Here is a 23,569-nt window from a genome sequence, read left to right on the forward strand (position 1 = left end):
CCGGCGGATTGCCCATTGTAAGCCCTGGCATCGCTCCGACGATGCCCGGCATGCCTCTTGACCCGCCTAGCACAAGGAAACCGAGCCATGGCCATCGAACTGCCCCCCCTGCCCTACGACCGCACCGCCCTGGAACCGCACATCTCCGGCGAGACCATCGACTTCCACTACGGCAAGCACCACAAGACCTATGTGGACAACCTCAACAAGCTGATCGAAGGTACCGAGTTCGCCGATGCGTCGCTGGAAGAGATCGTGCGCAAGTCGCAGGGTGGCATGTTCAACAACGCCGCGCAGGTCTGGAACCACACCTTCTACTGGAACTGCCTCAAGCCCAATGGCGGCGGCGAGCCGACCGGCAAGCTGGCCGAACTGATCAACAAGACCTTCGGCGATTTCGCCAAGTTCAAGGAAGAGTTCACCAAGACCGCCATCGGCACCTTCGGCTCCGGCTGGGGCTGGCTGGTGCAGCGCCCGGACGGTTCGCTGGCGCTGGTCAGCACCTCCAATGCCGCCACCCCGCTGACCGGCGAGGACAAGCCGCTGCTGACGATCGACGTGTGGGAGCACGCCTACTACATCGATTACCGCAATGCGCGCCCGAAGTACGTCGAGTCCTTCTGGGCCCTGGTCAACTGGGACTTCGTGGCCGGCAACCTGCGCTGATCGCAGGCGCCCGCACCACGCGAAAACGGCCGGGGACACCCGGCCGTTTCCGTTTGGCGACGCTGGCTGCCGGATGAATCCCGGCCACCCTGGTGTCAACACGCACCGCGATGCAGGCGTTCCCCGAGCGTGGTCCCACCCGAGGAGAACACCATGGCACTGCGTTACGGATTGGCTGGATCCCTGCTCACCGCCCTGCTCGCGATGTCGGCGAATGTTGACGCCGCGCCACGCGATCGCGACAACAACCCACCCGGACCGGTCGGCGGCCGCGGCACCAACTGGGAGAATCCGCCGGGCTGGAAGGGCGGTCCCGGCGCATCGCCCGACCGTCGCTGGTTCCGCCACGGCGGCAAGCGCTACGAGTTCGTCGTGATGAAGAACGGGTACTACTTCAATCCCCAGTACGGCTACTGGCATCCCCGCTACGGTCTGTGGAACCAGGCCAGGCGCTGCTGGTTCGACCTCGATGACAACCCGCCGGGACCGCGCGGTGGCCGCGGGACCAACTGGGAGAATCCGCCGGGCCCGAGGGGCGGGCCGGGTACGTCACCGGACAGGTTCGGGCGTTGCCGCTGAGGCGCGGCATCGCGCAGGGCAGAACGGCCGGGTGATCCGGCCGTTCTTCGCTTCAGGCGGTCGCCGACCTCAGGCCGTGAGCCGCGCGACGACCGGCGCGACCTGCGCCTGCCGCCCAAGGGCGACACCGACGCGCGCCAGCGCATGGGCAAGCGCTGCAGCATCGTCGGCACGCAGCGTGGCGTGGCCGACCTTGCGTCCGGCACGCGGTTCCTTGCCATAGTCGTGCCAGTGGCCACCGGCCTCCTGCAGGACAGACGCGGCGTCAGGCATCTCGCCGATCCAGTTCAACATGCAGGCATGGCCCAGCGTGCGCGTCTCGCCGAGCGGGAGGCCCAGCACGGCGCGCAGGTGGTTCTGGAACTGCGAGGTTTCCGCGCCCTCGATGGTCCAGTGGCCCGAGTTGTGCACACGCGGTGCCATCTCGTTGGCGAGCAGTTCGCCGTCCCGATAGAACAGCTCCAGCGCGAACACACCCACGTAGTCGAGCGACTCCGCCAACCTCCACGCGTGCGCATATGCCGCTTCGGCCAGCACCGCGTCGACCTGTGCCGGTGCCAGGCTGGCCGACAGTACGCCGTCGACATGCCAGTTTTCGGTCAGCGGCCAGGTGCGGAACTCGCCATCGCGGCCACGCACGGCGACAACGGATAGTTCCCGCTCGAACGGAATGAAGGCTTCGACGATCAGGCCCACGGTCCCGGCCTGCGCACCCAGCGCCTGCCAGGCCGCATCCACGTCGGCAGGCGACTTGATGCGGAATTGCCCTTTGCCGTCATAGCCCAGTCGACGCGTCTTGAGGATGCAGGCGCCCCCGAGCCGATCGACTTCGCTGCGTAGCGCGTCGAGGCTGCCGACATCGGCGAAGGCGCCGACGGGAATCCCCAGCTCGCGGAACAGGCTCTTCTCGACCAGGCGATCCTGCGCCACCGCCAGCGCGCGGGGATTGGGAAACACGGGAACCCGCTGCGCCAGCCACTCCGCGCTCTCCGCGGGCACGTTCTCGAAATCGAAGGTGGCCACGTCGACCTTCGACGCGAATTCGGCCAGGGCCGACTCGTCTCGGTAGTCGCCGACCAGCAGCGGCGCGAACTGGCCTGCACAGGCGTCCGGCGCGGTGTCCATCACCAGGAAACGCAGGCCCAGGGGCGCGCCGGCGAGCGCCATCATGCGTGCCAGCTGCCCTCCGCCCAGAATGCCGACCGTCGTCATAGTGGCTGACGCGGGTCGTCGTGCGCCATCACGTCATCGGTCTGGCGCGCGCGGAACGCGGCCAGCGCCGCACCGATGGCCCGATGTTCCGCCGCCAGCATCGCCGCGGCGAACAGGCCGGCATTGGCGGCACCCGCGTTGCCGATGGCGAACGTGGCCACCGGGATGCCGGCCGGCATCTGCACGATGGACAGCAGCGAATCCATGCCATTGAGCGCCTTCGACTGCACCGGTACGCCGAGCACGGGCACCGCGGTCTTGGCCGCCAGCATGCCGGGCAGGTGGGCCGCGCCACCGGCGCCGGCGATGATGGCGCGCAGGCCGCGTTGGGCGGCGGCTTCCGCGTACGAGAACAGCACGTCGGGCGTGCGGTGCGCCGAGACCACTTTCACCTCGTAGGGCACGCCCAGCGCCTCCAGCTTCTGCGCGGCGTGCTGCATGGTGTCCCAGTCGGAGCGGGAACCCATCACGATGCCCACCACGGGGCTGGATACGCTGGCGGTCATGGCCGTCCTCGGTCGCAAAGACGTATTCTACCCTCCTGACCGAATCACCGATCGAGCCCCCACCTCCATGGACCGCAAACTGCTGGACCTGCTGTGCTGCCCCACCACCCGCCAGCCGCTGGGCGTGCTGGAGACACGCGGGCTGGAAGCGCTGAACCGCGCCATCGCCGCGGGCCAGGTCAAGCGCGCCGACGACGCACCGCAGGCCGAGGCGCTGCGCGAAGCCCTGGTGACGCACGACCGCAAGACCGTCTACCGCGTCGAGGACGGCATTCCCGTCCTGCTCGCCGAGGAAGCGATCGCCACCGCGCAGGTCGACGACTTCCCCGCCCGATGAGCCTGCGTCCGACGCCCCCACCCGCGGACCTTGTGGCCTCGGATGCCGCGCGCGCGCTGGCCGAGGATGTCGGCAGCGGGGATGTCACCGCCGCGCTGCTGCCCGACGCCGCCGACATCGCCTATCTGCTCTGCAAGGAAGACGCCGTCGTCGCGGGCCGCCCGTGGTTCGACGCCTGCCACCGCGCGCTCGATCCGGAGGCGCGCATCGACTGGCGCGTGCAGGACGGCGACCGGGTTCCGGCCGGCACCGTGCTGGCCACCTTGTCGGGCCGCACGCGCACCCTGGTCACCGCCGAACGTACCGCACTGAACTTCCTGCAGACGCTGTCCGGCACGGCCACCACCACGGCCGCGTACGTGGATGCCGTACGTGGTACCGGCTGCACCATCCTCGACACCCGCAAGACCCTGCCCGGCCTGCGCCTGGCGCAGAAGTACGCCGTCCGCTGCGGCGGCGGACAGAACCATCGCATCGGCTTGTACGACGCCGTAATGCTGAAGGAAAACCACGTGCGTGCTGCAGGCTCGCTCACGGCCGCGATCCGTGCCGCCCGCACCGCGCAACCCACGCTGCCGCTGATCGTCGAAGTGGAAACCCTGGCGCAGCTCGAGGAAGCGCTGGCCGAAGGCTGCGAGCGTATCCTGATCGACGACTTCGATGCCGCGTCGCGTCGTGAAGCGGTCCGTCGCGCCAAGTCCCCGCCGTTCGACGGGCGCATTCCGCTGGAAGTGTCGGGCGGCGTGGACATGACCACGCTCCGCGACATCGCCGCCGACGGCGTGGACTTCGTGTCCATCGGCGGCCTGACCAAGCACGTCCGCGCCATCGACCTGTCGATGAAGCTGGGCCCTGCACCATGAGTCCTGCGTGTCGCCGCTGAGTGCCCTGCTGTGGCTGCTGGCGGCCGGCGCCGGTTTCGCCTACTGGAATGCGGCGCGTGCCGCGGCGGAACGCGCCGGCGAGCTGGGCCGCAACGCCTGCAAGGCGGCGGGGGTGATCTGGCTGGACCAGAGCGTGCACGCCAACGGCCTGCGCCTGCGCCGCGGCGAGGACGGCTGGCTGGGATTCGAGCGCAGTTTCCGCTTCGAGTATTCGCACGACGGCACCGACCGCCATGTCGGCCGGCTGGTCCTGCGCCAGGGACGGCTGGTGTCGTTCGTGGGCCCGGTGGCGCCGTCGGTTACGCCGCTGGGCCCGCACTGAGAACCCTGCGGCGCCCCCGGCAGACGCCAGGCGATCTGGGTTACTTCACCACGCGCAGGAAAGGCGGGCGCTTGCCGCCGGGCGGCGGGGTGTGGTCATCGGGCGGGGTATCCGTCGCGGGCGCGTCATCGCCGCTTTCTTCGCCCGTATCGGCATCGTGCGTCACGTCTTCCGGCAGCGCCATGCCCTGCCCCGTCTCGCGGGAGTAGATCGCCAGCACGGCGCTGATGGGCACGTAGACGGGCTGACTGACACCCCCGAAGCGCGCGGTGAAACTGACAGCGTCGTTGTCGATCATCAGCCGCACGACCGCACGCTCGGCAATGTTCAGTACCACCTTGCCTTCCTTCACCGCACTCGCCGGCACCTGGACGCCGGCCTGGGTGGCGTCCACCAGCAGGTGCGGGGTCATGCCGTTGTCGGCGATCCATTCGTTCAACGCCCGCAGCAGGTACGGACGGTGGCTGGTCATGCGGGAGGAGGCGTCGGTCATTTCATTTCTCGGCGGCCATCGCGGCGTGGCGGCGCGCAGCCAGGCCCGGCGGGTTCGCCGGTCAGGCCGGGATCTCGCGCAGCTTCCTTTCTGCGTCGGTCAGGCTGCGCAGGAATCCGGGGTGGCGGAAGATGCGGTTGCCGTAGTCGTCGATGGCCTTGCCGTCCTTCGGCAGCGGCACGTCCAGCGACGGCAGGCGCCAGATGATCGGGGCCATCGCGCAGTCGGCCAGGCTCATCTCGGGATTGAGGAAGAACTTGCTGGCCTTGAACAGCGGCACGGACGCGGTAAGCAGTTCCTTCAGGCGCTTGCGGCCAGCCTCGGCCTGCTGCTTGTTGCCCAGCTGGATCGCCTGCACCTGCGGCACCCAGTCGTGTTCGATGCGCAGCATCGCCAGCCGCAGGCGCGCACGCGAAAGCGGGTCCACGGGCATCAGCGGCGGATGCGGATAGCGCTCGTCCAGGTATTCGCTGACGACGGATGCGGCGTACAGCACCAGATCGCGCTCCACCAGGGTGGGCACGGAATGGTAGGGATTGAGGTCGATGAGGTCTTCGGGCGGATTCTGCGGGTCCACCGGCACCAGGTCGTAGGTGACGCCCTTGGCGGCGAGCACCAGCCGTACGCGGTGGCACAGCACATCATCGGTGGAAGAAAACAACGTCAGTGTATTGCGCATACGTGGGCTCGCAGCCATTCACGGCTCTCCGACGACCGGAATCCGCCGATCGCACCGACGCCGCCAGCCCCTTGCTGACGGTCGCCACGGTCCCTGAGTGTGCAATCCCCGCCCGGAAAAGCCAAGCAAACCCGGCCGGCTTTGACCCTGTGGGTGCGGGCATGCGGCCCGCACCCGTGGCGTCGGACGCGCGACGTCGTTAGTGGACGTCCTTCCAGTACTCCTGCTTCAGCAGGTAGGCCAGGAACGTCAGCGCGGCCAGGAACAGGATCACCCACACACCGACGCTCTGGCGCTTCAGGGCCGCCGGCTCGCCGACATACTCCAGGAAGTTGGTGATGTCGCGCGCGGTCTGGTCGAACTCCTGCGCGCTCTGGCGGCCGGCCTGCGCCACCTTCAGACCCTCGACGTGGCGTTCGCCGGTGGCCGGATCGACCGGGCCGAATTCGGCGTGCTGCAGGCCCTGCAGCTCCCACAGCGGGTTGGGCATCGAGGCGTTGGGGAACAGCTTGTTGTTCCAGCCCAGCGGGCGCGATTCGTCCAGGTAGAAGGACTTCAGGTAGGTGTAGATCCAGTCGCTGCCACGCACGCGCGAGATCACGCTCAGGTCCGGCGGCATCTTGCCGAACCACTTCTCGCCGCCCGCGGCAGGCATGGACACCTGCACCTGCTCGCCGAACTTGGCGCCGGTGAAGTTGAGGTTCTTCATCACCTCGTCTTCGGTCAGGCCCAGGTCCTCGGCCATGCGCGAGTAGCGCATGTACTTCAGCGAATGGCAGCCCGCGCAGTAGTTCATGTACAGCTGCGCACCGCGCTGCAGCGAGGCGCGGTCGCTCAGGTCGTTGCCGGCCTGGAGCGTGGCGCCGCCGCCGGCGGCGAACGCGGAGAACGAGATCAGCAACCCGCTGGCGAAGACAGCTAGGCGAGAGGCGAAAGTCTTAGTCATGCGTCGTCACCCGCTCGGGCACTGGCTTGGTCTTGTCGATCTTGGTCCAGATCGGCATGGTCAGGAAGAACAGGAAGTAGAAGCCGGTCAGGAAGCGGCCGACGATGGTTTCCACCGGGTCCGTGCCCGGGCCGGCGCCGATCTTGCCCAGCCAGACGAAGCTGATCGCGAACAGGCCCAGCAGCACCTTGGACATCAGGCCACGGTAGCGGTAGGACTTCACCTTCGCACGGTCCAGCCACGGCACCAGGAACAGGATTGCGATGGCGCCGAACATCACCAGCACGCCGCCCAGCTTGTCGGGCACCACGCGCAACATCGCGTAGTAGGGCGTGTAGTACCACACCGGCTTGATGTGCGCCGGCGTGACCAGCTTGTTGGCCTCGGTGAAGTTGTCGTGCTCCAGGAACCAGCCGCCCATGGCCGGTGCGAAGAACACGATGAAGGCCGCGATGATCAGGAAGCCGCCGACATAGAAGCCGTCCTTCACCGTGTAGTACGGGTGGAACGGCACGCCGTCGGCCGGCGCGGTGGGCGACCAGCGGTTGCCCTTCGGGCCCTTCTTGATCTCCACGCCGTCGGGGTTGTTCGAACCGACTTCGTGCAGGGCGAAGATGTGCAGCACCACCAGCAGCAGCAGCACCAGCGGCAGCGCGATGACGTGCAGGGCGAAGAAGCGGTTCAGCGTGGCGTCGCTGGGCAGGTAGTCGCCCATGATCCACTCGGTCAGGCCGTTGCCGATCACCGGAATGGCGCCGAACAGCGAGATGATGACCTTGGCGCCCCAGAACGACATCTGGCCCCACGGCAGCACGTAGCCCAGGAAGGCTTCGGCCATCAGCACCAGGTAGATCAGCATGCCCAGGATCCACACCAGTTCGCGCGGCTTCTGGTACGAGCCGTACATCAGGCCGCGGAACATGTGGATGTAGACGACGATGAAGAACAGCGAGGCGCCGGTGCTGTGCATGTAGCGGATCAGCCAGCCCCACTCCACGTCGCGCATGATGTACTCGACCGAGGCGAACGCTTCCGCCGCGCTCGGCTTGAAGTGCATCGTCAGGAAGATGCCGGTCAGGATCTGGTTGACCAGCACCACGATCGACAGCACGCCGAAGATGTACCAGATGTTGAAGTTCTTGGGCGCGTAGTACTCGCTCATGTGCTTGCGGTACACCGGCATGAAGCCCGGTGCGCGCGCGTTGAACCAGTCCATCACGCCATCGGCGGTACGGGTGAAGATGTTCGCCATGGCTTATGCCCCCTGCGGGTCGAGACCGACGACGATGGTCGTGTCGTTCTCGTAGTAATGCGGCGGCACCACCAGGTTGGTGGGTGCGGGCACGCCCTGGAACACGCGGCCGGCCATGTCGAAGCGCGACTTGTGGCAGGGGCAGAAGTAGCCGCCCTTCCAGTTCGGGTCGTACGGCTCCGGCTTGATCTCGGCGGCCATCTCGGGCGAGCAGCCCAGATGGGTGCACAGGCCGACCAGCACGGAGATCTCCGGCTTCAGCGAGCGCGTCTCACCCTTGATGTAGGCCGGCTGCTGGTCGAGGTTCTCCGACTGCGGGTCGCGAAGGTTCGCGTCCAGCGTGGGCAGCGCGTCGAGCACGGCCTTGGAACGCTTCACGATCCAGATCGGCTGGCCGCGCCATTCCAGGATCAGGCGCTGGCCCTCCTGCAGGCCACTGATGTCGGCGGTCACCGGGGCACCGGCCAGCTTGGCCCGGGCGCTCGGATTCCACGACTTGATAAAAGGCACAGCTGCAATACCGGCACCTACTGCACCCACCACGGCGGTGGTCGCAGTCAGGAACCGGCGTCGGCCCGTATTCACAGGCCCATTGACCCCATCGATGGCCATCCGGCACTCCGCAAAACAATCAGGTAGCTAAAAAGGCTGCCAAGGCCGCACCCATGGACCGGTACGGGCCGCAAAAGACGGCAAAGTGTAACGGATGGCTTAATGGGCCGACAACGGCTGCCGCGGAATCAATGGCTTGCGTGCATCCGGGACCGCCCGTCCCGGCTCAGCGTGCGGCGACGGCCTGGCGGTAGCGGTCGGCCAGCACGGCCACCCGCTGCACGTAGCGCTGCGTTTCCTTGTAGGGAGGAACGCCGCCGTGGCGGTCCACGGCGCCTTCGCCCGCGTTGTAGCCGGCGGCGGCCAGGGTGAGGTTGCCGTTGAAGCGCTTCAACAGCCAGGCCAGGTACTGCGCACCACCGCGGATGTTCTGGCCGGCGTTGTAGCTGTCGGTCACCCCGAACCGGCGGGCCGTGGCCGGCATCAGCTGCATCAGCCCCTGGGCGCCCGCATGCGACAGCGCCATGGGGTTGTAGGAGGACTCGGCGTGCATGATGGCGCGCAGGATCGCCTCCTCCACGCCGAACTCGCGCGAGGCCGCGGCGATCTCGGCCTGGTAGGCGGAGGTGTTCAGGCGCAGCCGGCCGAAATCCACGCCCGGGTTACCGCAGGCGAAGCAGGTTTCGATGTAGCTGTACTTGATGGTGCGCAGGCTGGCGACCTGGGTGCCGCCGCGCGGGCGCGTGCTGGTGTAGTGCCGCACGCCGTCCTTGATGTAGGAATAGACCTGCCCGCTGACGACGCGGCGGGGACCGGTGGCGGGGGGGGTGGCCTGCGGCGTCGCGGCAGGCACCATGGCAGCAGCCGAGTCGGACAAGGCCGGCGTGACGGCCGCGCCCACGGCAGGCGGCGGCGTGGCGGGCCGCGACACGGTGGCGACCTGCGCCGGGCGGCTCCGGTCCGGGGTATAGCGGCTGATCACTTCGCAGCTGGCGCCGCTGACGCGCTTGCTGACGTAGTTCGGCACACCGTCAGCGCCGGTGCACTTGTACAGCGTGCCCGCGCTGGCCGGCAGTGCGGTCAACGCGGCCAGCGTGGCCAGAAGCGTCAGAGTCCCCCTCATGCCGCGCAGTGTCCCCAATTCGCCAGCGGTTGCCAAGTCCTTGTCCAACAAAGGTTTCCTCCAATCTGTGCGGCCGGTCGGAGTTCCAACAGCCGGCGGCACCGCGGCCCGGGATGGCCTGATACCCGCTATCAACGCCGTCCGGGGACGGTTCCGGCCGCCTCGGCCCGGCCCGTGCGCGTAAACTACGCCGCCCGCTCCTCCCACCCGACTGGATTAAGCGCCATGACCGGGACGCAAGCCCCCGACCTGCCGACCACGGCCGGCCCTACCGTGACCGACCCCGCCCTCGTCCCCCTGCCGCAGGCCAGGCCGCGCAGCCCGGACCTCGTGCGCGGAAAGCTCTTCATCAAGACCCACGGGTGCCAGATGAACGAGTACGACTCGGCCAAGATGGCCGACGTGCTGGCCGCCTCCGATGGCCTGGAGCTGACCGACAACCCCGAGGAAGCGGACGTGGTGCTGGTCAACACCTGTTCCATCCGCGAGAAGGCACAGGAAAAGGTCTTCAGCCAACTGGGCCGCTGGAAGGCGCTGAAGGCCGGCGGCCGCGACGTGATCATCGGCGTGGGCGGCTGCGTGGCGTCCCAGGAAGGCGAGGCGATCGTCAAGCGCGCGCCCTACGTGGACCTGGTGTTCGGTCCGCAGACCCTGCACCGCCTGCCGGAGCTGATCCGCGCCCGCCGCGAGCAGAACCGGCCGCAGGTCGACATCAGCTTCCCCGAGATCGAGAAGTTCGACCGCCTGCCCGAACCCCGCGCCGAAGGCCCGTCGGCGTTCGTGTCGATCATGGAAGGCTGCTCCAAGTACTGCTCGTTCTGCGTGGTGCCCTACACCCGCGGCACCGAGGTCAGCCGGCCGTTCGAGGACGTGCTGGTGGAAGTGGCGCAGCTGGCCGCCCAAGGGGTGCGCGAGATCAACCTGCTCGGCCAGAACGTCAATGCGTATCGCGGTCCTTATGGCGACGGCGAGGCCGCCGACCTGGGCCTGCTGATCCGCACCATCGCCGAGATCGACGGCATCGGCCGCATCCGCTTCACCACCTCGCACCCGCTGGAGTTCAGCGACTCGCTGGTGGACGCCTACCGCGACGTACCGCAGCTCGCCAACTTCCTGCACCTGCCGGTGCAGGCGGGCAGCGACCGCATCCTTTCGGCGATGAAGCGCGGCTACACCGCGCTCGAATTCAAGCAGAAGATCCGCAAGCTGCGCGCGGTGCGTCCAGACATCTCGATCAGCTCGGATTTCATCGTCGGCTTCCCCGGCGAGACCGACGCCGACTTCGAGAAGACCATGAAACTGATCGAGGATGTCGGCTTCGACCAGAGCTTCTCCTTCATCTACTCGCGCCGCCCCGGCACGCCCGCAGCCGACCTGCCGGACGACGTGTCCGACGCCACCAAGCACGCCCGCCTGGACCGCCTGCAGAAGCACATCAATGCCCACGCCGCCGGCATTTCGCAGGCCATGGTGGGCACCGTGCAGTCGGTGCTGGTGGAAGGACCGTCGAAGAAGAACCCGAACGAACTGACCGGCAAGACCGAGAACATGCGCTCGGTGAACTTCCCCGGCCATCCGCGCCTGGTCGGCCAGTTCGTCGACGTATTGATCACCGAGGCGCTGACCAACTCGCTGCGCGGGCGCGTGGCCGGCGCCGACTGAGCCAGCGGATCAACCGACGGCGGACAGAGGCACGCCGTCGCGCTCGTTGTCCCAGATCATGTGGATGATCTTCCAACCCTCCTCGCCCTTGTAGAGCTGGATGCTGTTGATACCGCGCCTCTCCGGCACAGTATCGCCGGGGGCATGGCGCGCCTCGTAAGCGCTCCAGACGTGGGCGATGTTGCCGAAGATCCTGATCTCCCGCCCGGTCTCCACCTCGAAGAAATCCATGTCCGCCAACAGCGTGTCGGCGTTGGCACGGTATTCCTCCAGCGAGAACGACAGGCGCCACGGTGCACCCTGCGCATCGACACCCGTGCGGATCTGCCGGCAGTCCGGATGGAAGACCGCGTCCTGCGTCGACCAGTCGCGCGGGCCGGCAGGGCCCGAGATCATCGCGTACATGGCGTCCACCACCGCACCGATTGCCGCTTCGTCCATTGCCGCACTCCAGGGTCGTGATGAAGCGCCAGCCTATCAGTCCAGCCGCTTGCGGAAGCGCAGGATCGCCGCCGTCATCATCACCGTCGTGAAAGCCAGCAAGGCCAGCACATCCGCCCACAGTTCCCAGAGACTGGCGCCGCGCAGCATGACGCCGCGGATCAGGCGCAGGAAGTGGGTCAGCGGCAGCGCCTCGGCCATCCACTGCACGACCTTCGGCATGCCGGCGAACGGGAACATGAAGCCCGACAGCAGGATCGAGGGCAGGAAGATGAAGAACGTCATCTGCATGGCCTGGAACTGCGACTGCGCGCGGGTGGAGATCAACAGGCCCAGCGTCAGATTGGCCACGATCAGCAGGCAGGCGGCGATGTACGCATGCAGCAGGCTTCCGCCCAGCGGCACGTTGAACAGCCACATGCCCAACGCCAGCACCACCGTGGTCTGCACCAGGCCAATCGCCACGTAGGGCAGTACCTTGCCGATCATCAGCTCGGCACTGCTCACCGGCGTGGCGATCAGCAGCTCCATGTTGCCGCGCTCGCGTTCGCGCACGATGGCCACGCCGGTGAACAGCACCATGGTCATGGTGAGGATCACGCCGATCAGCCCGGGCACGATGTTCAGTGCCGAGCGCCGCTGCGGATTGTAGAAGCCGACCACACTGACGGTGCCCGTCGCCAGCGGACTGCTGCGCCCGTCCAGCGGCATCTGCGCCAGCTGCGCGGCGGCGCTCTGGACCGCATTGTCGCTGCCATCGACGAGGATCTGCACCGCCTCGCGACCTTCCGCGCGGCGACGTTCGTAGTCCGGCGGGATGACGATGCCGATGCTGATCTCGCCACGACGCATCGCGCCCACCAGTTCCTGCGGCGTGGCGGCCTCATGCGTCGGCGCGACCACGCCAGTGGCGACGATATCCATCACCAGCGTGCGCGAGGCGGACGTGCGCGACTGGTCGGCGATGCCGGCGGACAGATCCCGCAGGTTGGTATTGATGGCGTAGCCGAACAACAGCAGCTGCATCACCGGAATACCGATGATCATCGCCAGGGTGATGCGGTCGCGGCGCATCTGCCGCAGCTCCTTCACCATCACGGCCATCAGGCGACGGAGCTTCATGCCGCCTCCTCACGCGCGGGCTGGCCGCGCGTGGCCGAGACGAAGACATCCTCCAGGTTGGCCGGCGCGACCGAGACCTGTGCACTGACGCCAGCCGCGCGCAGGCCCTGCGCGATGCGGTCAGCGGCCTGTCCGTCCTCGGCCATCAACACGCGCAGCAGGTTGCCGATCTGCGCCACGCTGATCACACCCGGCAGGCCGACCAACGCCTTCTGCGCCTGGCGCGGCTGCGCAGCGTCCACCACCAGCGTGCGCCCGGCCAGTTCGCCGGTCAGTGCGTCCGGCGTACCGTCCGCGACGAGGACGCCGCGATCGAGGATGGCGATGCGGTGGCAGCGCTCGGCCTCGTCCATGTAGTGCGTGGACACCAGCAGCGTGGTGCCGGCGTCGGCGAGTTCGAAGAGCTTTTCCCAGAAATCGCGACGCGATTCCGGATCCACCGCACTGGTCGGTTCGTCGAGGAACAGCAGTTCCGGCTGGTGGATCACCGCGCCGGCCAGCGCCAGACGCTGCTTCTGCCCGCCGCTCATCGTGCCAGCCAGCTGCTTCTGGCGGTCCTGGAAGTGGTACTGCTCGACCAGCTCATCGATCCTTCGCCTCGCCTGCACGCGCGGGATGTCCTGCACGGCCGCCAGGAATTCCAGGTTCTCGCGCACCGTCAGGTCCTCGAACAGCGAGAACTTCTGGGTCATGTAGCCGATGCGGGTGCGCAGTTGCTCGGCCTGTTCCGGGATGCGCAGACCCAGCACTTCGATGTCGCCCGCCGTCGGCGTGAGCAATCCGCACAACATGCGGATGGTGGTGGATTTGCCGGAGCCGTTCGGGCCGAGGAAGCCATAGACATGACGACGCGGAATGTCCAGATCCACATCGTCCACCGCCACCAGTGCGCCGAAGCGCTTGGTCAGGCCACGGACACGGATCGCGCGTCCTTCCTCACTCGTCGCCATCGGACACCACCTGCAGCGGGGCCCCCACCGGGAGACCGGCGGCCTCCTTCCCCAGGCTTATTTCTGCCAGGTAGCTGAGCCGTTCCGCGTCCTGGCCGGTCAGCGCGAAGTAAGGAGTGAAGCTGGGCTCGCTGCGGATCATGCGCACCCGTCCGGCGTACGCCTTCTGCTGGCCATCGAGGCGTACCTGCACGGTGTCGCCGACCTTCAGTCGATTGCGCAGTGCCTGCGGGAGGTAGACGCGGGCATAGGGCACCTCGCCCACCAGCATCACCGCCAGCGGCGCACCCACTGGCGCCTGGTCGCCCAGCTTGTAGGGCAGGCTGTCGATGCGGCCCGCGCGCGGCGCCACGATATCGAGCTTCTCCAGCGTCACCGCCTGCACGCGCGCCTGCGCGTCCGCCGCAGCGACGGCCGCTTCGCCCTGCGCGACCTGTTCGGCGCGCGTGCCGCGCTCGAGTTCCAGCAGCGCCGCCTGTGCGACCCGCACCTGGGCCTGCGCACTCTGCGACGCGGCACGCGCACGATCCAGCTCGGAGGCGGCGACCAGGCGTTGGCGGCCCAGTGGCTGCAGGCGCGCGTAGTACGCGTCGGCATCCCGGGCCTGCGCCTGCGCGGCGGCCAGGCTGGCGCGCGCCTGCGCGATGGCCTCGCTGCGCGGACCGGCACGCAGTTCGGCCAGCGCTTCGCGGCGTTGCGTGGCCTGGGCCTGTGCAGCCGCCAATTGGGACTGGGTACGGGTCAGCTCCAGTTGCAGCAATGGCGTGCCGGCCGCCACCCGCTGGCCTTCGCGCACGTCGATGCGGACGATCTTCTCGGCCACCGGCGCGGGCAGCGTCACCCGGTCCCATTCCAGCGTGCCCAGGGCCTGCGGCGCATCCGCCCTGCAGGCGGCCAGCACGAGCATCGCCGTCGCCAGCGCGACGCTTCGCGATTCACTTCGCATGATCAAGCTCCAGTCCGCGATCCAGCAGCACCAGCGTGTGCCGGCGCAGGTCGTTGAAGTCGATGTCGTCGGTGCCGAACAACTGGCGCCAGATCGGCGCGCTGGCCATCGGGAACATCGTCAGCCCGATCAGCGACACCATCAGCAGGCGCGGATCCAGGTCGGGGTTGAGCTGGCCGGCCTGCTGCGCGGCGGCGAAGCGGCTCGCCATCATCGTCGGCAGCAGCGGGCCGACCTGGCGGATCATCATCTCGCGCAGCGCGCCGCCCTCGCACAGGATCTCGCGCACCCATAGCGTGGGCAGCCACGGATGCTCGGCCACCACCGTGCCGATGCCGTGCACGAAGCCAGCGACCAGCCCCGCGACATCCCCATTCCCGGCCTGCCTCACCGGCGCGCGCATCTTCGCCACGACCGGCAGCAACCGCTCGGTCACCACCGCTTCCTGCAGCTGCGCCTTGTCGCCGAAGTAGTAGTGCACCAGCGCGGGCGTCACCCCGGCTTCCTTGGCGATATCGCGCAGCGAGGTGGCCGCGATGCCACCCCGGACGAAACAGGCCAGCGCCGCGTCCAGCAGGGTGACGCGCAGGTCGGCGGTCTCGGCGGTGGGACGGCGCCCACGGGCGCGCTTGCGGGGGGCGGCCTTGGACGGGGCGTCCGTCTTGGCCCCGTGTCGGCGGGGAGGTGTCGTCGTTGTCATGGGATCTATTTAATTTTCCATTTAATTAAATTTCAAGCCCGTTCCGACGAGCGGCGGGAAGGTGGCCGGCCACAGGCCATCGCGCTACCCTGCGCGCCCGCCTTGCGTTTGCCAGGATCGCCGCCATTTCCTCGGATAGCCCCCGCCTGTGGGTGTTCACGCTGGAAGCCCGGCCGCGCGCCGACAGCCCCGACTTCGTTGAAGCCGGCGGTGCGTATGTCACCTGCTACCAGAAACCCGGATTCGCCGACGACCCCATGCGGCGCGCATCCGAGTTCATCCGCGAACAGGGCTGGGTGGTCGTGGCGGTGGAGGACGAACCGGTGCAGGTCGACCGCGACGAAGCCCCCAATGCCGACCACTTCGACCAGGCCCTGGTCGACGACGAGGTCTACGTGTTCAACCAGTGGCCGGTCGAGGATGCCGACGACCAGACGCGCCACTAGCCCCCGACTACATCGAACCCCTGCCCCATGACTGCCCCCAGCAAGCGCGAATTCACCCTGGAACCCGAAAACACCGAACGCCTGGCCAATCTGGCCGGCCCCTTCGACGCCCACCTGCGCCAGATCGAACTGCGGCTGGGCGTGGAGATCGCCAACCGCGGCGCCGTCTTCCGGGTCACCGGCCCGGCGAAGGCCGTGGCCGCGACCGAAAAGCTGCTGCATGCGCTGTACCAGGAAGCCGCCAGCGAGACTTTCGACAGCGAGGCCATCCACCTGCGCCTGACGGCCGCCCACGTGGACCAGGTGGCCGACGACGGCTACGCGCCGCAGGACGTGGCCATCAAGGTCAAGCGCGGCACCGTGCGCGGCCGCGGCGCCAACCAGGCCAAGTACCTGCACGCCATCGCCACCCACGACATCAACTTCGGCCTCGGCCCGGCCGGCACCGGCAAGACCTTCCTGGCCGTCGCCAGTGCGGTGGAGGCACTCAACGAGTCGCGGGTGCAGCGGCTGATCCTGGTGCGCCCGGCGGTGGAGGCCGGCGAGAAGCTGGGCTTCCTGCCCGGCGACCTGTCCCAGAAGGTCGACCCGTACCTGCGGCCGCTGTACGACGCGCTGTACGAGATGCTGGGCGTGGACAAGGTGGTCAAGCTGCTGGAGAAGAACGTCATTGAGATCGCCCCGCTGGCCTACATGCGCGGCCGCACGCTCAACGATGCGTTCGTCATCCTCGACGAGGCGCAGAACACCACCATCGAACAGATGAAGATGTTCCTCACGCGCATCGGCTACGGCAGCACGGCGGTGGTCACCGGCGACCTGACCCAGATCGACCTGCCCAAGCACCAGAAGTCCGGGCTGAAGGATGCGCTGGACGTCCTGCGCGACGTGGACGGCATCTCGTTCACCTTCTTCACCAGTCGCGACGTGGTGCGCCACCCGCTGGTGGCGAAGATCGTGCGGGCTTACGATGCGCGTGACGGCAAGGATGCGGAGTCGGCCGAGCAGTCTTCCTGATCGCCGTCATCCCCGCGCAAGCGGGGATCCAGGTTGGTCTTCCCCTTGGCTTGCATGAGCCCGTCATCAGGCAACATCGGAACGGATGACCCGTCATGCGGCTGTTGAACGTCCGGCATGCGCCGGAATGACGAGCGAAAAACATGACCCAAGGCCCCGTCCGTCTCGACGTTTCCGTCAGCTATGCGCTGCCGCGCACCGGCATCCCGTCGGCGGTGAGCTTCCGCAAGTGGGTGGCCGCGGCGCTGGCCGGCCGCATCCGCGAAGCCGACCTCGCCATCCGCATCGTCGACAGCAAGGAAGGCCGCGCGCTCAACCGGCATTACCGCGGGCGCGACTATGCCACCAACGTACTCAGCTTCCCGGCCGAGATGGCCGAGGGCGTCAAGCTGCCCAAGGGCGTGAAGATGCCGCTGCTCGGCGACCTGGTGATCTGCGCACCGGTGGTCGCGCGCGAGGCGAAAGAGCAGAAGAAGCCGCTGGCCGCGCATTACGCCCACATGACCGTGCACGGTGCGCTGCACCTGCTGGGCTGGGATCACGAGGACGACAAGGAGGCCGAGTGCATGGAGCAGCTGGAGCGGGAGATCCTGGCCGAACTCGGCATCGCCGACCCCTACGCGGAAGACTGACCATGCTGCGCTCCCTGTTGCTCGCGTCCTGCGTGGCGCTGACCCTGCCCGTCGCCGCGCGCGCCCAGACCGGTGCGACCGACCTCGCGTCCTTGATCGAATGCCGTGGCGACATCGCCGGCCTGACCGCACTGGCACCCGCGCTGGAAGACCCGCTGAAGGCGGTCGCCCTGGGCTGGCAGCCGCTGCCGCAGGCGAACATGTTCATGACCGAATACCGCCTGGCCTCGCCGATCCGCGTGTTCGGGCACGGCACGGACCACATCGCCTTCACTGGCAGCAGCGTGATGGCGATCCTGGACCTGCCCGACCCCCGCCCGCTGGCCAGCGAACTCGGGCTGGAAACGGCCATCGATACGCCGGCCAAGGCCATGTTCGGCAAGGAACTGCGCAGCGAGGAATCCCGCGATGCCGAAAGCGGCCAGGTGCTGATCGAATCCGTCGTCCTCAACGTCAGCAACGTGTCCTCGCATCCCGGCAAGACCCTGGTGGGGTGCAGCTACAGCCTGGACCTGCCCGAGGATGCTCCCGACACCGACACCGACGCGCCCGCGCCCGAAGGGGCGCCCCCGCCTGCGCCCGGCGGACAACCGCGTTAGACTGAACCCCACGCCCCCGCGGGGCGACCATTTCCACGAGATGTCAGAAGACGACAGTACCCACGCGCCGGACGGCTCCGACAAACCTTCGGAGAAGCGGCGCTCCTGGCTGGACCGCCTCAGTTCGGCGTTCTCCGGCGAACCCAGCACACGCGACGACCTGGTGGAGTTGCTGCGCGACGCGCAGTCCGACGGGCTGATCGGCGGCGACACCCTGAAGATGATGGAAGGCGCCATCGCCGTGGCCGACCTGACCGTGGGCGACGTGATGGTGCCGCGCGCGCAGATGGTGTCGCTGCCGGTGGAGGCGCGCTTCCTGGACCTGATGAAACAGGTGGTGGAATCCGGCCATTCGCGCTTCCCCGTCCACGGCGACAACAAGGACGAGATCCTGGGCATCCTGCTGGCCAAGGACCTGCTGCGCGGGGTGGTGGCCGACAACGGTCCCGGCACCGTGCGCGAGCTGCTGCGGCCGGCGGTACTGATTCCCGAATCGAAGAAGCTGAACCTGCTGCTGAAGGAATTCCGTCTGTCGCGCAACCACATGGCGATCGTGGTGGACGAGTACGGCGGCGTCGCCGGCCTGGTGACCATCGAGGACGTGCTGGAACAGATCGTGGGCGAGATCGACGACGAGCACGACGAAGCCGAGGACGGTGCCGCGCTGATCGCCGCGCAGGCCGACGGCCAGTTCGTGGTGGATGCGCTGACGCCCATCGCCGACTTCAACGAACGCTTCGGCGCCGACTTCCCGGACGACGAGTACGACACCGTCGGCGGCCTGGTCACCGCCGCCATCGGCCATCTGCCCGAAACCGGCGAGGAACTGACGCTGGGCCGTTTCCTGTTCCGGGTGGCGCGGGCCGATGCGCGCCGCGTGCATGCGTTCCATGTCGGAGTGCTGGCGGATGCGTAGCGCGGTCGCGCGCCTGGCGCTGCTGGGCGCGCTGTGGCTGCTGGCCGCCGCGGCATGGGCCGCGCCGCGCATCGGCGTGGCGACCATGCAGCCCGGCGAGGTGTTCTTCGAGCGCTTCGGCCACAACGCCATCATCGTGGTCGATCCCGCCAGTGGCGACGCCATCTCGTACAACTTCGGCTTCTTCGATCCATCCGAAGCCGACTTCGTCGGCAACTTCGCGCGCGGCCACATGATGTACTACCTGGTCGCGCTGCCGTTCGAGCAGGACCTGGCGCAGTATCGCGACAGCGGCCGCGGCGTGTCGATCCAGTGGCTCGATGTCGGGCCCGACCAGGCGCAGGCGCTGGCCGACACGCTGGCCGAACGGGCGCGGCCGGAAAACGCACGCTATCGCTACGACTATTTCACCTCCAACTGTTCCACCCAGGTCCGCGACGCGCTGGATGCCGCACTGGGCGGTGCGCTGAAATCGCAGCTTTCGGGCCGTTCGCGCGGCAACACCTTCCGCAGCGAAGCCGTGCGGCTGGCCTCGCCGGCGACGTGGATGTGGCTGGGCTTCGACGTGGGCCTCGGCCCGTCGGCAGACAAGCCGATGTCGCGCTGGGAGGAAGGCTACGTGCCGATGCGCCTGGCCGACAGCCTGCGCGAGGCGAAGAACGCCGCCGGCCGTCCGCTGGTGCAATCGGAAATGCAGCTGCTGCCGCACCGCATCGCGCCGGAGCCGGCCGAAACGCCGCGCCGTTGGTGGCCCTGGCTGCTCGCAGGCGTCGTCATCGCGGCACTGGTCGCGGGGACGGGACGTCGCGCGCCCCGCGTGATCGCGGCCGTGGCGTTGCCGTTGTGGCTGCTCTGCTTCGTGGCGGGCGCGCTGCTGGTGTACCTGTGGGGTTTCACCGACCACTGGGCCGCGTGGGCCAACCGCAACCTGCTGCTGTTCAATCCGCTGTGCGTCCTGCTGGTTCCCGGCGCAATAGCCGTGCTGCGCCGCCGCAACCCGCCGGTGTGGTTCGGCTGGCTGACGGTCGCCATCGCGGCAGGCGCGCTGGTCGCATGGTTCCTGCACTGGCTGCCCTTGCGGCTGCAGTACAACCAGACGTGGATCGCCCTGATGACGCCAATCCACCTGGCGCTTGCATACGTATTCATGCCGCGACGCTTGTCGCGCTGAGCCCCGCCACGCACGATGCGGCCCTCTGCTTACCGCGAGGGTCGCATGCACCGTTTCCTGATTCCGCTCTTCGTCCTGCTGTCCAGCGCCGCCGCGCATGCGGCGCCCGGCCCGCGCGTGGCTTCGCCCGACGGCACCATCATGGTGGAGCTGGCCACCGACAACGACGGCAGGCCCGCGTATGCGGTGTCGCGCAAGGGACAACCGGTCATCGCGTCGTCGCGGCTCGGCTTCCTGCTGCTGGATGCACCCAAGTTCGAACGCAACATCGAGATCGTGCAGCCGCGCACGCGCACGTTCGACGAGACCTGGGAACAGCCGTGGGGCGAGCGCCGCCTCATCCGCAACCACTACAACGAACTGACGGTCACGCTGAAGGAGAAGACCAAGCCCTTCCGCAGCTTCGACGTGGTGTTCCGCGTGTTCGACGACGGCGTCGGCTTCCGCTACCGCTTCCCGAAGCAGTCCGGGCTGGAGCAGGTGAAGATCAGCGAGGAGCTGACCGAATTCTCGCTGGCCCGTGACGCGACCGCGTGGTGGATTCCCGCCGGGGAATGGAACCGCGAGGAATACCTTTACCACCGCACGCCCGTGCAACAGGTCGGCGACGCGCAGACGCCGATCACCTTCAGGTTCGAGGACGGCACCCACCTTTCGATCCACGAGGCCGCGCTGGTCGACTACAGCGGCATGAACCTGACGCGGGTGGAAGACCGCAAGCTGAAAGCCGACCTGACGCCCGGCATCGGCGAAGGCAAGGTGGTGCGTGCGGCGCCGTTCGACACCCCTTGGCGCACGCTGCTGCTGAGCGACGATGCGGCGGGTCTGGCGATGTCCAGCCTGACGCTGAATCTCAACGAGCCCAATGCACTCGGCGATGTGTCATGGGTGAAGCCGATGAAGTATGTCGGCGTGTGGTGGGAAATGCACCTGGACCTGAAGAGCTGGGCCTCCGGCCCCAAGCACGGTGCCACCAACGACAACGTCCGCAAGCACATCGATTTCGCCGCGAAACACGGCTTCGGCGGTGTGCTGGTCGAAGGCTGGAACGTGGGCTGGGACGGCGACTGGTTCGGCAACGGCGAGGATTTCAGCTTCACCCAGTCGTATCCGGATTTCGACCTGGAAGCGCTCAGCCGCTATGCCCGCTCAAAGGGCGTGGTCCTGATCGGCCATCATGAGACATCCGGCAACGCGGCCCACTACGAAGAACAGATGGGCGATGCGTTCGACCTCTACCAGCGCGTGGGCGTGCCGGCGGTGAAGACAGGGTATGTGGCCGACGCCAGCCAGGCCAAGGTCACCGGCACCGACGGCAGGCGCCACTACGCGTGGCACGAAGGGCAGGACATGGCGCGCCATCACCTCAAGGTGGTGACCGAAGCGGCCAAGCGCCAGATCGCCGTCAATCCGCACGAGCCGATCAAGGACAGCGGCCTTCGCCGTACCTATCCGAACTGGATCACCCGTGAAGGCGCGCGCGGCATGGAGTTCAGCGCCTGGGGCCAGCCCGGCAATCCGCCGGAGCACGAAGCCAACCTCGTGTTCACCCGACTGCTGGCCGGCCCGATGGACTACACGCCGGGCATTTTCGGCATGAAGACACGCTCCACCGACGGCATCGCCACCACCTGGGCCAAGCAGCTCTCGCTTTACGTGGTGATCTACAGCCCGCTGCAGATGGCGGCCGACCTGCTGGAAAACTACGAGAAGAACCCGGCGCCGTTCCAGTTCATCAAGGACGTGCCGGTGGACTGGGACGACACGCGCGTGCTGAACGGCGAAGTGGGCGACTACGTGACCATCGCCCGCAAGGAGCGCGGCGGCGACAACTGGTACCTCGGCGCGCTGACCGACGAAGACGGCCGTACGCTCAGCGTGCCGCTGACCTTCCTCGATGAGGGCCGCCGCTACACCGCGCAGATCTACCGCGACGGCGACAAGGCCCACTGGAAGACCGCGCCGCAGGACATCGTGATCGAGGAACGCAGCGTCGCCCGCGGCGATACGCTGGCGCTGAAGCTCGCGCCCGGTGGTGGACAGGCGATCCGGTTCGTGGCGCAGTGAGCGCGGAAGCCACTGTAGGAGCGACGTAAGTCGCGACCGCAGAAACGAAGCCCCCCCCATATCCTTACGAAAGACGGATCCTGCGGGCGAGGCATCACCTCGTACCGCAGGGTTGATGCCTTCTACCCGTCCCGAGACGCATCATTGCCGCGGTCGCGACTCACGTCGCTCCTACAGGAGGCCCGCGGGCTTGTCGGATGTGGTCCCGTGGCGCACGATTCCCGCCATGAATGACCTCGCCGCCGTCGACACGAAACCCGCCCTGCCCCAGTGCGTCATCAACTGCGTGGTCTACGACCAGGGCGGCAAGCGGCGCGATATCGGCCTGGACGAGATCAGCGACGTGCTGGCCGTCGACGATGGCAGTTTCATCTGGGTGGGCCTGTACGAGCCGGCGGACGCCATCCTGGAGAAGCTGCAGGAAGAGTTCTGCCTGCACGACCTGGCCGTGGAGGACGCGCAGAATGCGCACCAGCGCCCGAAGCTGGAAGCCTACGGCAACTCGCTGTTCGTGGCCGTGCACACGGCGCAGGTGGTGGACGACCGCATCCGGTTCGGCGAGACCCACGCCTTCCTGGGCCCGCGCTACCTGGTGACGGTGCGGCACGGTGCGTCGCTTTCGTATGCGCCGGTACGCGAGCGCGTGCAGCGCGAACCCGATCTGCTGGCGCTCGGTCCGTCGTATGGGCTGTACGCGGTGCTCGACTACATCGTCGACAACTACCGGCCGATCATCGACCAGTTCAAGCAGACGCTGGATGCCCTGGAGAAGGACATCTTCTCCGACACCTACCGGCGGGTGACGGTGGTGAAGCTGTACGAGCTGAAGCGCGAGCTGACCCAGATGCGGTTGGCGGTGGCGCCGCTGCAGGACGTGCTGGCGCAGCTGACGCGGTCGCAGAGCGCACTGATCCCGGAAGAGGTGCGGCTTTACTTCCGCGACGTGCAGGACCACGTGCTGCGCGTCAACGAGTACACCGACACCCTGCGCGAGATGCTCACCACCGCACTCAGCGTGAACCTGTCGCTGGTGACGCTGGCGCAGGGCGAGATCGTCAAGCGGCTGGGTGCATGGGCCGCACTGCTCGCCGCCCCCACGCTGATCACCAGTTGGTATGGCATGAACTTCGAACACATGCCCGAACTGGCCGGCCGCTTCGCCTATCCCATCCTGATCGCCGGCGTGGCGCTGGCCTGTTTCGGCCTGTACCGCCTGTTCAAGCGCTCGCGCTGGCTCTGACGCCCTACGCCGTCGGATTGCGACCAAAGTCGAAAGCCGAATCGGCCATTACGGATTGACCGGCCTTCCGCATGGGGGGACCCTTGTCCGGACTTGTCGGAGGGTTTCC

General features: G+C 67.7%; 27 protein-coding genes. 14 read left to right on the plus strand and 13 right to left on the minus strand.

Annotated elements, in window-relative coordinates; all coding sequences use genetic code 11:
• Positions 1-87: 87 nt before the first annotated feature.
• Both sodB and IAE60_RS17455 read left to right on the plus strand, forming a co-directional pair.
• Positions 88-666 carry a superoxide dismutase [Fe] gene (gene sodB, locus IAE60_RS17450; protein WP_185896780.1) on the plus strand — a complete coding sequence of 193 codons (579 nt, stop codon included), beginning with the start codon at positions 88-90 and terminating at the stop codon, positions 664-666.
• A gap of 153 nt (positions 667-819) precedes the next feature.
• On the plus strand, positions 820-1,245 hold the full coding sequence (locus tag IAE60_RS17455) for a hypothetical protein (protein ID WP_187573195.1): 426 nt from the start codon (positions 820-822) through the stop codon (positions 1,243-1,245).
• 69 nt (positions 1,246-1,314) lie between these two features.
• On the opposite strand, the gene IAE60_RS17460 is transcribed toward IAE60_RS17455, so the two are convergent.
• Together IAE60_RS17460 and purE are read right to left on the minus strand one after the other, a co-directional pair.
• A complete protein-coding gene (locus IAE60_RS17460) occupies positions 1,315-2,457 on the minus strand; it encodes a 5-(carboxyamino)imidazole ribonucleotide synthase (protein WP_187573196.1) in 1,143 nt (380 codons plus the stop codon).
• The gene (gene purE / locus IAE60_RS17465; protein WP_187573197.1) at positions 2,454-2,963 is read right to left on the minus strand and encodes a 5-(carboxyamino)imidazole ribonucleotide mutase; all 510 of its coding nucleotides are present in this window, start codon (positions 2,961-2,963) and stop codon (positions 2,454-2,456) included. Before purE ends, IAE60_RS17460 begins: the two co-directional genes overlap by 4 nt.
• A 67-nt stretch (positions 2,964-3,030) precedes the next feature.
• Here purE and IAE60_RS17470 point away from each other — a divergent pair, with 67 nt between their 5' ends.
• Genes IAE60_RS17470 through IAE60_RS17480 form a run of 3 tightly spaced genes read left to right on the plus strand, consistent with a single transcriptional unit; the run spans position 3,031 to position 4,506 of the window.
• Complete coding sequence (locus IAE60_RS17470) at positions 3,031-3,300, plus strand: Trm112 family protein (protein WP_187573198.1); 270 nt, start codon at positions 3,031-3,033, stop codon at positions 3,298-3,300.
• Positions 3,297-4,163: a carboxylating nicotinate-nucleotide diphosphorylase gene (nadC, locus tag IAE60_RS17475; protein WP_187573199.1), complete on the plus strand. Its 867-nt coding sequence runs from the start codon at positions 3,297-3,299 to the stop codon at positions 4,161-4,163. Before IAE60_RS17470 ends, nadC begins: the two co-directional genes overlap by 4 nt.
• Before the next feature lie 16 nt (positions 4,164-4,179).
• Positions 4,180-4,506 (plus strand): DUF3301 domain-containing protein, encoded by a 327-nt coding sequence (locus IAE60_RS17480; RefSeq protein WP_162110586.1) that lies wholly within the window; start codon positions 4,180-4,182, stop codon positions 4,504-4,506.
• Between the two features lie 40 nt (positions 4,507-4,546).
• On the opposite strand, the gene IAE60_RS17485 is transcribed toward IAE60_RS17480, so the two are convergent.
• The 6 genes from IAE60_RS17485 to IAE60_RS17510 form a co-directional block, all read right to left on the minus strand.
• Positions 4,547-4,999 carry a ClpXP protease specificity-enhancing factor gene (locus tag IAE60_RS17485; RefSeq protein WP_187573200.1) on the minus strand — a complete coding sequence of 151 codons (453 nt, stop codon included), beginning with the start codon at positions 4,997-4,999 and terminating at the stop codon, positions 4,547-4,549.
• 61 nt (positions 5,000-5,060) lie between these two features.
• Entirely contained in the window at positions 5,061-5,696 is a 636-nt protein-coding gene (locus IAE60_RS17490; protein WP_185896786.1) for a glutathione S-transferase N-terminal domain-containing protein, read from the minus strand.
• A gap of 181 nt (positions 5,697-5,877) precedes the next feature.
• Positions 5,878-6,624 carry a cytochrome c1 gene (locus tag IAE60_RS17495; RefSeq protein ID WP_162110578.1) on the minus strand — a complete coding sequence of 249 codons (747 nt, stop codon included), beginning with the start codon at positions 6,622-6,624 and terminating at the stop codon, positions 5,878-5,880.
• On the minus strand, positions 6,617-7,876 hold the full coding sequence (locus tag IAE60_RS17500) for a cytochrome b (protein WP_187573201.1): 1,260 nt from the start codon (positions 7,874-7,876) through the stop codon (positions 6,617-6,619). The genes IAE60_RS17495 and IAE60_RS17500 overlap by 8 nt, the downstream gene beginning before the upstream one ends.
• Before the next feature lie 3 nt (positions 7,877-7,879).
• Complete coding sequence (gene petA / locus IAE60_RS17505) at positions 7,880-8,488, minus strand: ubiquinol-cytochrome c reductase iron-sulfur subunit (protein WP_185896788.1); 609 nt, start codon at positions 8,486-8,488, stop codon at positions 7,880-7,882.
• A 166-nt stretch (positions 8,489-8,654) separates the two neighbouring features.
• The gene (locus IAE60_RS17510; protein WP_187574798.1) at positions 8,655-9,560 is read right to left on the minus strand and encodes a lytic transglycosylase domain-containing protein; all 906 of its coding nucleotides are present in this window, start codon (positions 9,558-9,560) and stop codon (positions 8,655-8,657) included.
• Positions 9,561-9,776: 216 nt separating this feature from the next.
• Here IAE60_RS17510 and miaB point away from each other — a divergent pair, with 216 nt between their 5' ends.
• Positions 9,777-11,213 carry a tRNA (N6-isopentenyl adenosine(37)-C2)-methylthiotransferase MiaB gene (gene miaB, locus IAE60_RS17515; protein ID WP_187573202.1) on the plus strand — a complete coding sequence of 479 codons (1,437 nt, stop codon included), beginning with the start codon at positions 9,777-9,779 and terminating at the stop codon, positions 11,211-11,213.
• Positions 11,214-11,222: 9 nt separating this feature from the next.
• On the opposite strand, the gene IAE60_RS17520 is transcribed toward miaB, so the two are convergent.
• Genes IAE60_RS17520 through IAE60_RS17540 form a run of 5 tightly spaced genes read right to left on the minus strand, consistent with a single transcriptional unit; the run spans position 11,223 to position 15,372 of the window.
• Complete coding sequence (locus tag IAE60_RS17520) at positions 11,223-11,654, minus strand: hypothetical protein (RefSeq protein WP_187573203.1); 432 nt, start codon at positions 11,652-11,654, stop codon at positions 11,223-11,225.
• Positions 11,655-11,690: 36 nt separating this feature from the next.
• The gene (locus IAE60_RS17525; RefSeq protein WP_187573204.1) at positions 11,691-12,776 is read right to left on the minus strand and encodes an ABC transporter permease; all 1,086 of its coding nucleotides are present in this window, start codon (positions 12,774-12,776) and stop codon (positions 11,691-11,693) included.
• Positions 12,773-13,699 (minus strand): ABC transporter ATP-binding protein, encoded by a 927-nt coding sequence (locus IAE60_RS17530; RefSeq protein ID WP_222937262.1) that lies wholly within the window; start codon positions 13,697-13,699, stop codon positions 12,773-12,775. The genes IAE60_RS17525 and IAE60_RS17530 overlap by 4 nt, the downstream gene beginning before the upstream one ends.
• Before the next feature lie 13 nt (positions 13,700-13,712).
• On the minus strand, positions 13,713-14,672 hold the full coding sequence (locus IAE60_RS17535) for an HlyD family secretion protein (protein WP_187573206.1): 960 nt from the start codon (positions 14,670-14,672) through the stop codon (positions 13,713-13,715).
• Positions 14,662-15,372, minus strand: a complete 711-nt coding sequence (locus IAE60_RS17540; RefSeq protein ID WP_187573207.1) for a TetR/AcrR family transcriptional regulator — start codon at positions 15,370-15,372, stop codon at positions 14,662-14,664. Before IAE60_RS17540 ends, IAE60_RS17535 begins: the two co-directional genes overlap by 11 nt.
• A gap of 152 nt (positions 15,373-15,524) precedes the next feature.
• On the opposite strand from IAE60_RS17540, the gene IAE60_RS17545 reads away from it, so the two are divergent.
• The 8 genes from IAE60_RS17545 to corA all read left to right on the plus strand — a co-directional run bounded on the left by IAE60_RS17545 (position 15,525) and on the right by corA (position 23,460).
• Entirely contained in the window at positions 15,525-15,818 is a 294-nt protein-coding gene (locus IAE60_RS17545) for a hypothetical protein (protein WP_162111011.1), read from the plus strand.
• Positions 15,819-15,845: 27 nt separating this feature from the next.
• A complete protein-coding gene (locus tag IAE60_RS17550; RefSeq protein ID WP_187573208.1) occupies positions 15,846-16,835 on the plus strand; it encodes a PhoH family protein in 990 nt (329 codons plus the stop codon).
• 143 nt (positions 16,836-16,978) lie between these two features.
• Positions 16,979-17,467, plus strand: coding sequence for an rRNA maturation RNase YbeY (gene ybeY, locus IAE60_RS17555; RefSeq protein ID WP_162111009.1), 489 nt, complete (start codon positions 16,979-16,981; stop codon positions 17,465-17,467).
• 5 nt (positions 17,468-17,472) lie between these two features.
• Positions 17,473-18,066, plus strand: a complete 594-nt coding sequence (locus IAE60_RS17560) for a hypothetical protein (protein ID WP_425504481.1) — start codon at positions 17,473-17,475, stop codon at positions 18,064-18,066.
• A 40-nt stretch (positions 18,067-18,106) separates the two neighbouring features.
• A complete protein-coding gene (locus IAE60_RS17565; RefSeq protein ID WP_162111008.1) occupies positions 18,107-18,982 on the plus strand; it encodes a CorC family transporter in 876 nt (291 codons plus the stop codon).
• A complete protein-coding gene (locus IAE60_RS17570; protein WP_425504438.1) occupies positions 18,933-20,153 on the plus strand; it encodes a lipoprotein N-acyltransferase Lnb domain-containing protein in 1,221 nt (406 codons plus the stop codon). Before IAE60_RS17565 ends, IAE60_RS17570 begins: the two co-directional genes overlap by 50 nt.
• 141 nt (positions 20,154-20,294) lie before the next feature.
• Positions 20,295-22,220 (plus strand): glycoside hydrolase family 97 protein, encoded by a 1,926-nt coding sequence (locus tag IAE60_RS17575; RefSeq protein WP_244966743.1) that lies wholly within the window; start codon positions 20,295-20,297, stop codon positions 22,218-22,220.
• A 226-nt stretch (positions 22,221-22,446) separates the two neighbouring features.
• Positions 22,447-23,460: a magnesium/cobalt transporter CorA gene (gene corA / locus IAE60_RS17580; RefSeq protein WP_187573212.1), complete on the plus strand. Its 1,014-nt coding sequence runs from the start codon at positions 22,447-22,449 to the stop codon at positions 23,458-23,460.
• The last annotated feature ends 109 nt before the right edge of the window (positions 23,461-23,569 follow it).

Source organism: Pseudoxanthomonas mexicana, assembly GCF_014397415.1.
GTDB lineage: Bacteria > Pseudomonadota > Gammaproteobacteria > Xanthomonadales > Xanthomonadaceae > Pseudoxanthomonas_A > Pseudoxanthomonas_A mexicana.

What these genes read in the sequence shown, in the direction of transcription:
- IAE60_RS17575 (WP_244966743.1), top strand. Translation starts at nt 20,295, where the DNA reads ATGGTGGAGCTGGCCACCGACAACGACGGCAGGCCCGCGTATGCGGTG.
- IAE60_RS17540 (WP_187573207.1), bottom strand. Translation starts at nt 15,372, where the DNA reads ATGACAACGACGACACCTCCCCGCCGACACGGGGCCAAGACGGACGCC.
- IAE60_RS17500 (WP_187573201.1), bottom strand. Translation starts at nt 7,876, where the DNA reads ATGGCGAACATCTTCACCCGTACCGCCGATGGCGTGATGGACTGGTTC.
- ybeY (WP_162111009.1), top strand. Translation starts at nt 16,979, where the DNA reads ATGACCCAAGGCCCCGTCCGTCTCGACGTTTCCGTCAGCTATGCGCTG.
- IAE60_RS17495 (WP_162110578.1), bottom strand. Translation starts at nt 6,624, where the DNA reads ATGACTAAGACTTTCGCCTCTCGCCTAGCTGTCTTCGCCAGCGGGTTG.
- corA (WP_187573212.1), top strand. Translation starts at nt 22,447, where the DNA reads ATGAATGACCTCGCCGCCGTCGACACGAAACCCGCCCTGCCCCAGTGC.
- IAE60_RS17455 (WP_187573195.1), top strand. Translation starts at nt 820, where the DNA reads ATGGCACTGCGTTACGGATTGGCTGGATCCCTGCTCACCGCCCTGCTC.
- IAE60_RS17550 (WP_187573208.1), top strand. Translation starts at nt 15,846, where the DNA reads ATGACTGCCCCCAGCAAGCGCGAATTCACCCTGGAACCCGAAAACACC.
- IAE60_RS17485 (WP_187573200.1), bottom strand. Translation starts at nt 4,999, where the DNA reads ATGACCGACGCCTCCTCCCGCATGACCAGCCACCGTCCGTACCTGCTG.
- IAE60_RS17490 (WP_185896786.1), bottom strand. Translation starts at nt 5,696, where the DNA reads ATGGCTGCGAGCCCACGTATGCGCAATACACTGACGTTGTTTTCTTCC.
- IAE60_RS17520 (WP_187573203.1), bottom strand. Translation starts at nt 11,654, where the DNA reads ATGGACGAAGCGGCAATCGGTGCGGTGGTGGACGCCATGTACGCGATG.
- IAE60_RS17570 (WP_425504438.1), top strand. Translation starts at nt 18,933, where the DNA reads ATGCGCGCCGCGTGCATGCGTTCCATGTCGGAGTGCTGGCGGATGCGT.
- IAE60_RS17565 (WP_162111008.1), top strand. Translation starts at nt 18,107, where the DNA reads ATGTCAGAAGACGACAGTACCCACGCGCCGGACGGCTCCGACAAACCT.
- miaB (WP_187573202.1), top strand. Translation starts at nt 9,777, where the DNA reads ATGACCGGGACGCAAGCCCCCGACCTGCCGACCACGGCCGGCCCTACC.
- IAE60_RS17470 (WP_187573198.1), top strand. Translation starts at nt 3,031, where the DNA reads ATGGACCGCAAACTGCTGGACCTGCTGTGCTGCCCCACCACCCGCCAG.
- IAE60_RS17525 (WP_187573204.1), bottom strand. Translation starts at nt 12,776, where the DNA reads ATGAAGCTCCGTCGCCTGATGGCCGTGATGGTGAAGGAGCTGCGGCAG.
- petA (WP_185896788.1), bottom strand. Translation starts at nt 8,488, where the DNA reads ATGGCCATCGATGGGGTCAATGGGCCTGTGAATACGGGCCGACGCCGG.
- IAE60_RS17460 (WP_187573196.1), bottom strand. Translation starts at nt 2,457, where the DNA reads ATGACGACGGTCGGCATTCTGGGCGGAGGGCAGCTGGCACGCATGATG.
- IAE60_RS17535 (WP_187573206.1), bottom strand. Translation starts at nt 14,672, where the DNA reads ATGCGAAGTGAATCGCGAAGCGTCGCGCTGGCGACGGCGATGCTCGTG.
- nadC (WP_187573199.1), top strand. Translation starts at nt 3,297, where the DNA reads ATGAGCCTGCGTCCGACGCCCCCACCCGCGGACCTTGTGGCCTCGGAT.
- purE (WP_187573197.1), bottom strand. Translation starts at nt 2,963, where the DNA reads ATGACCGCCAGCGTATCCAGCCCCGTGGTGGGCATCGTGATGGGTTCC.
- sodB (WP_185896780.1), top strand. Translation starts at nt 88, where the DNA reads ATGGCCATCGAACTGCCCCCCCTGCCCTACGACCGCACCGCCCTGGAA.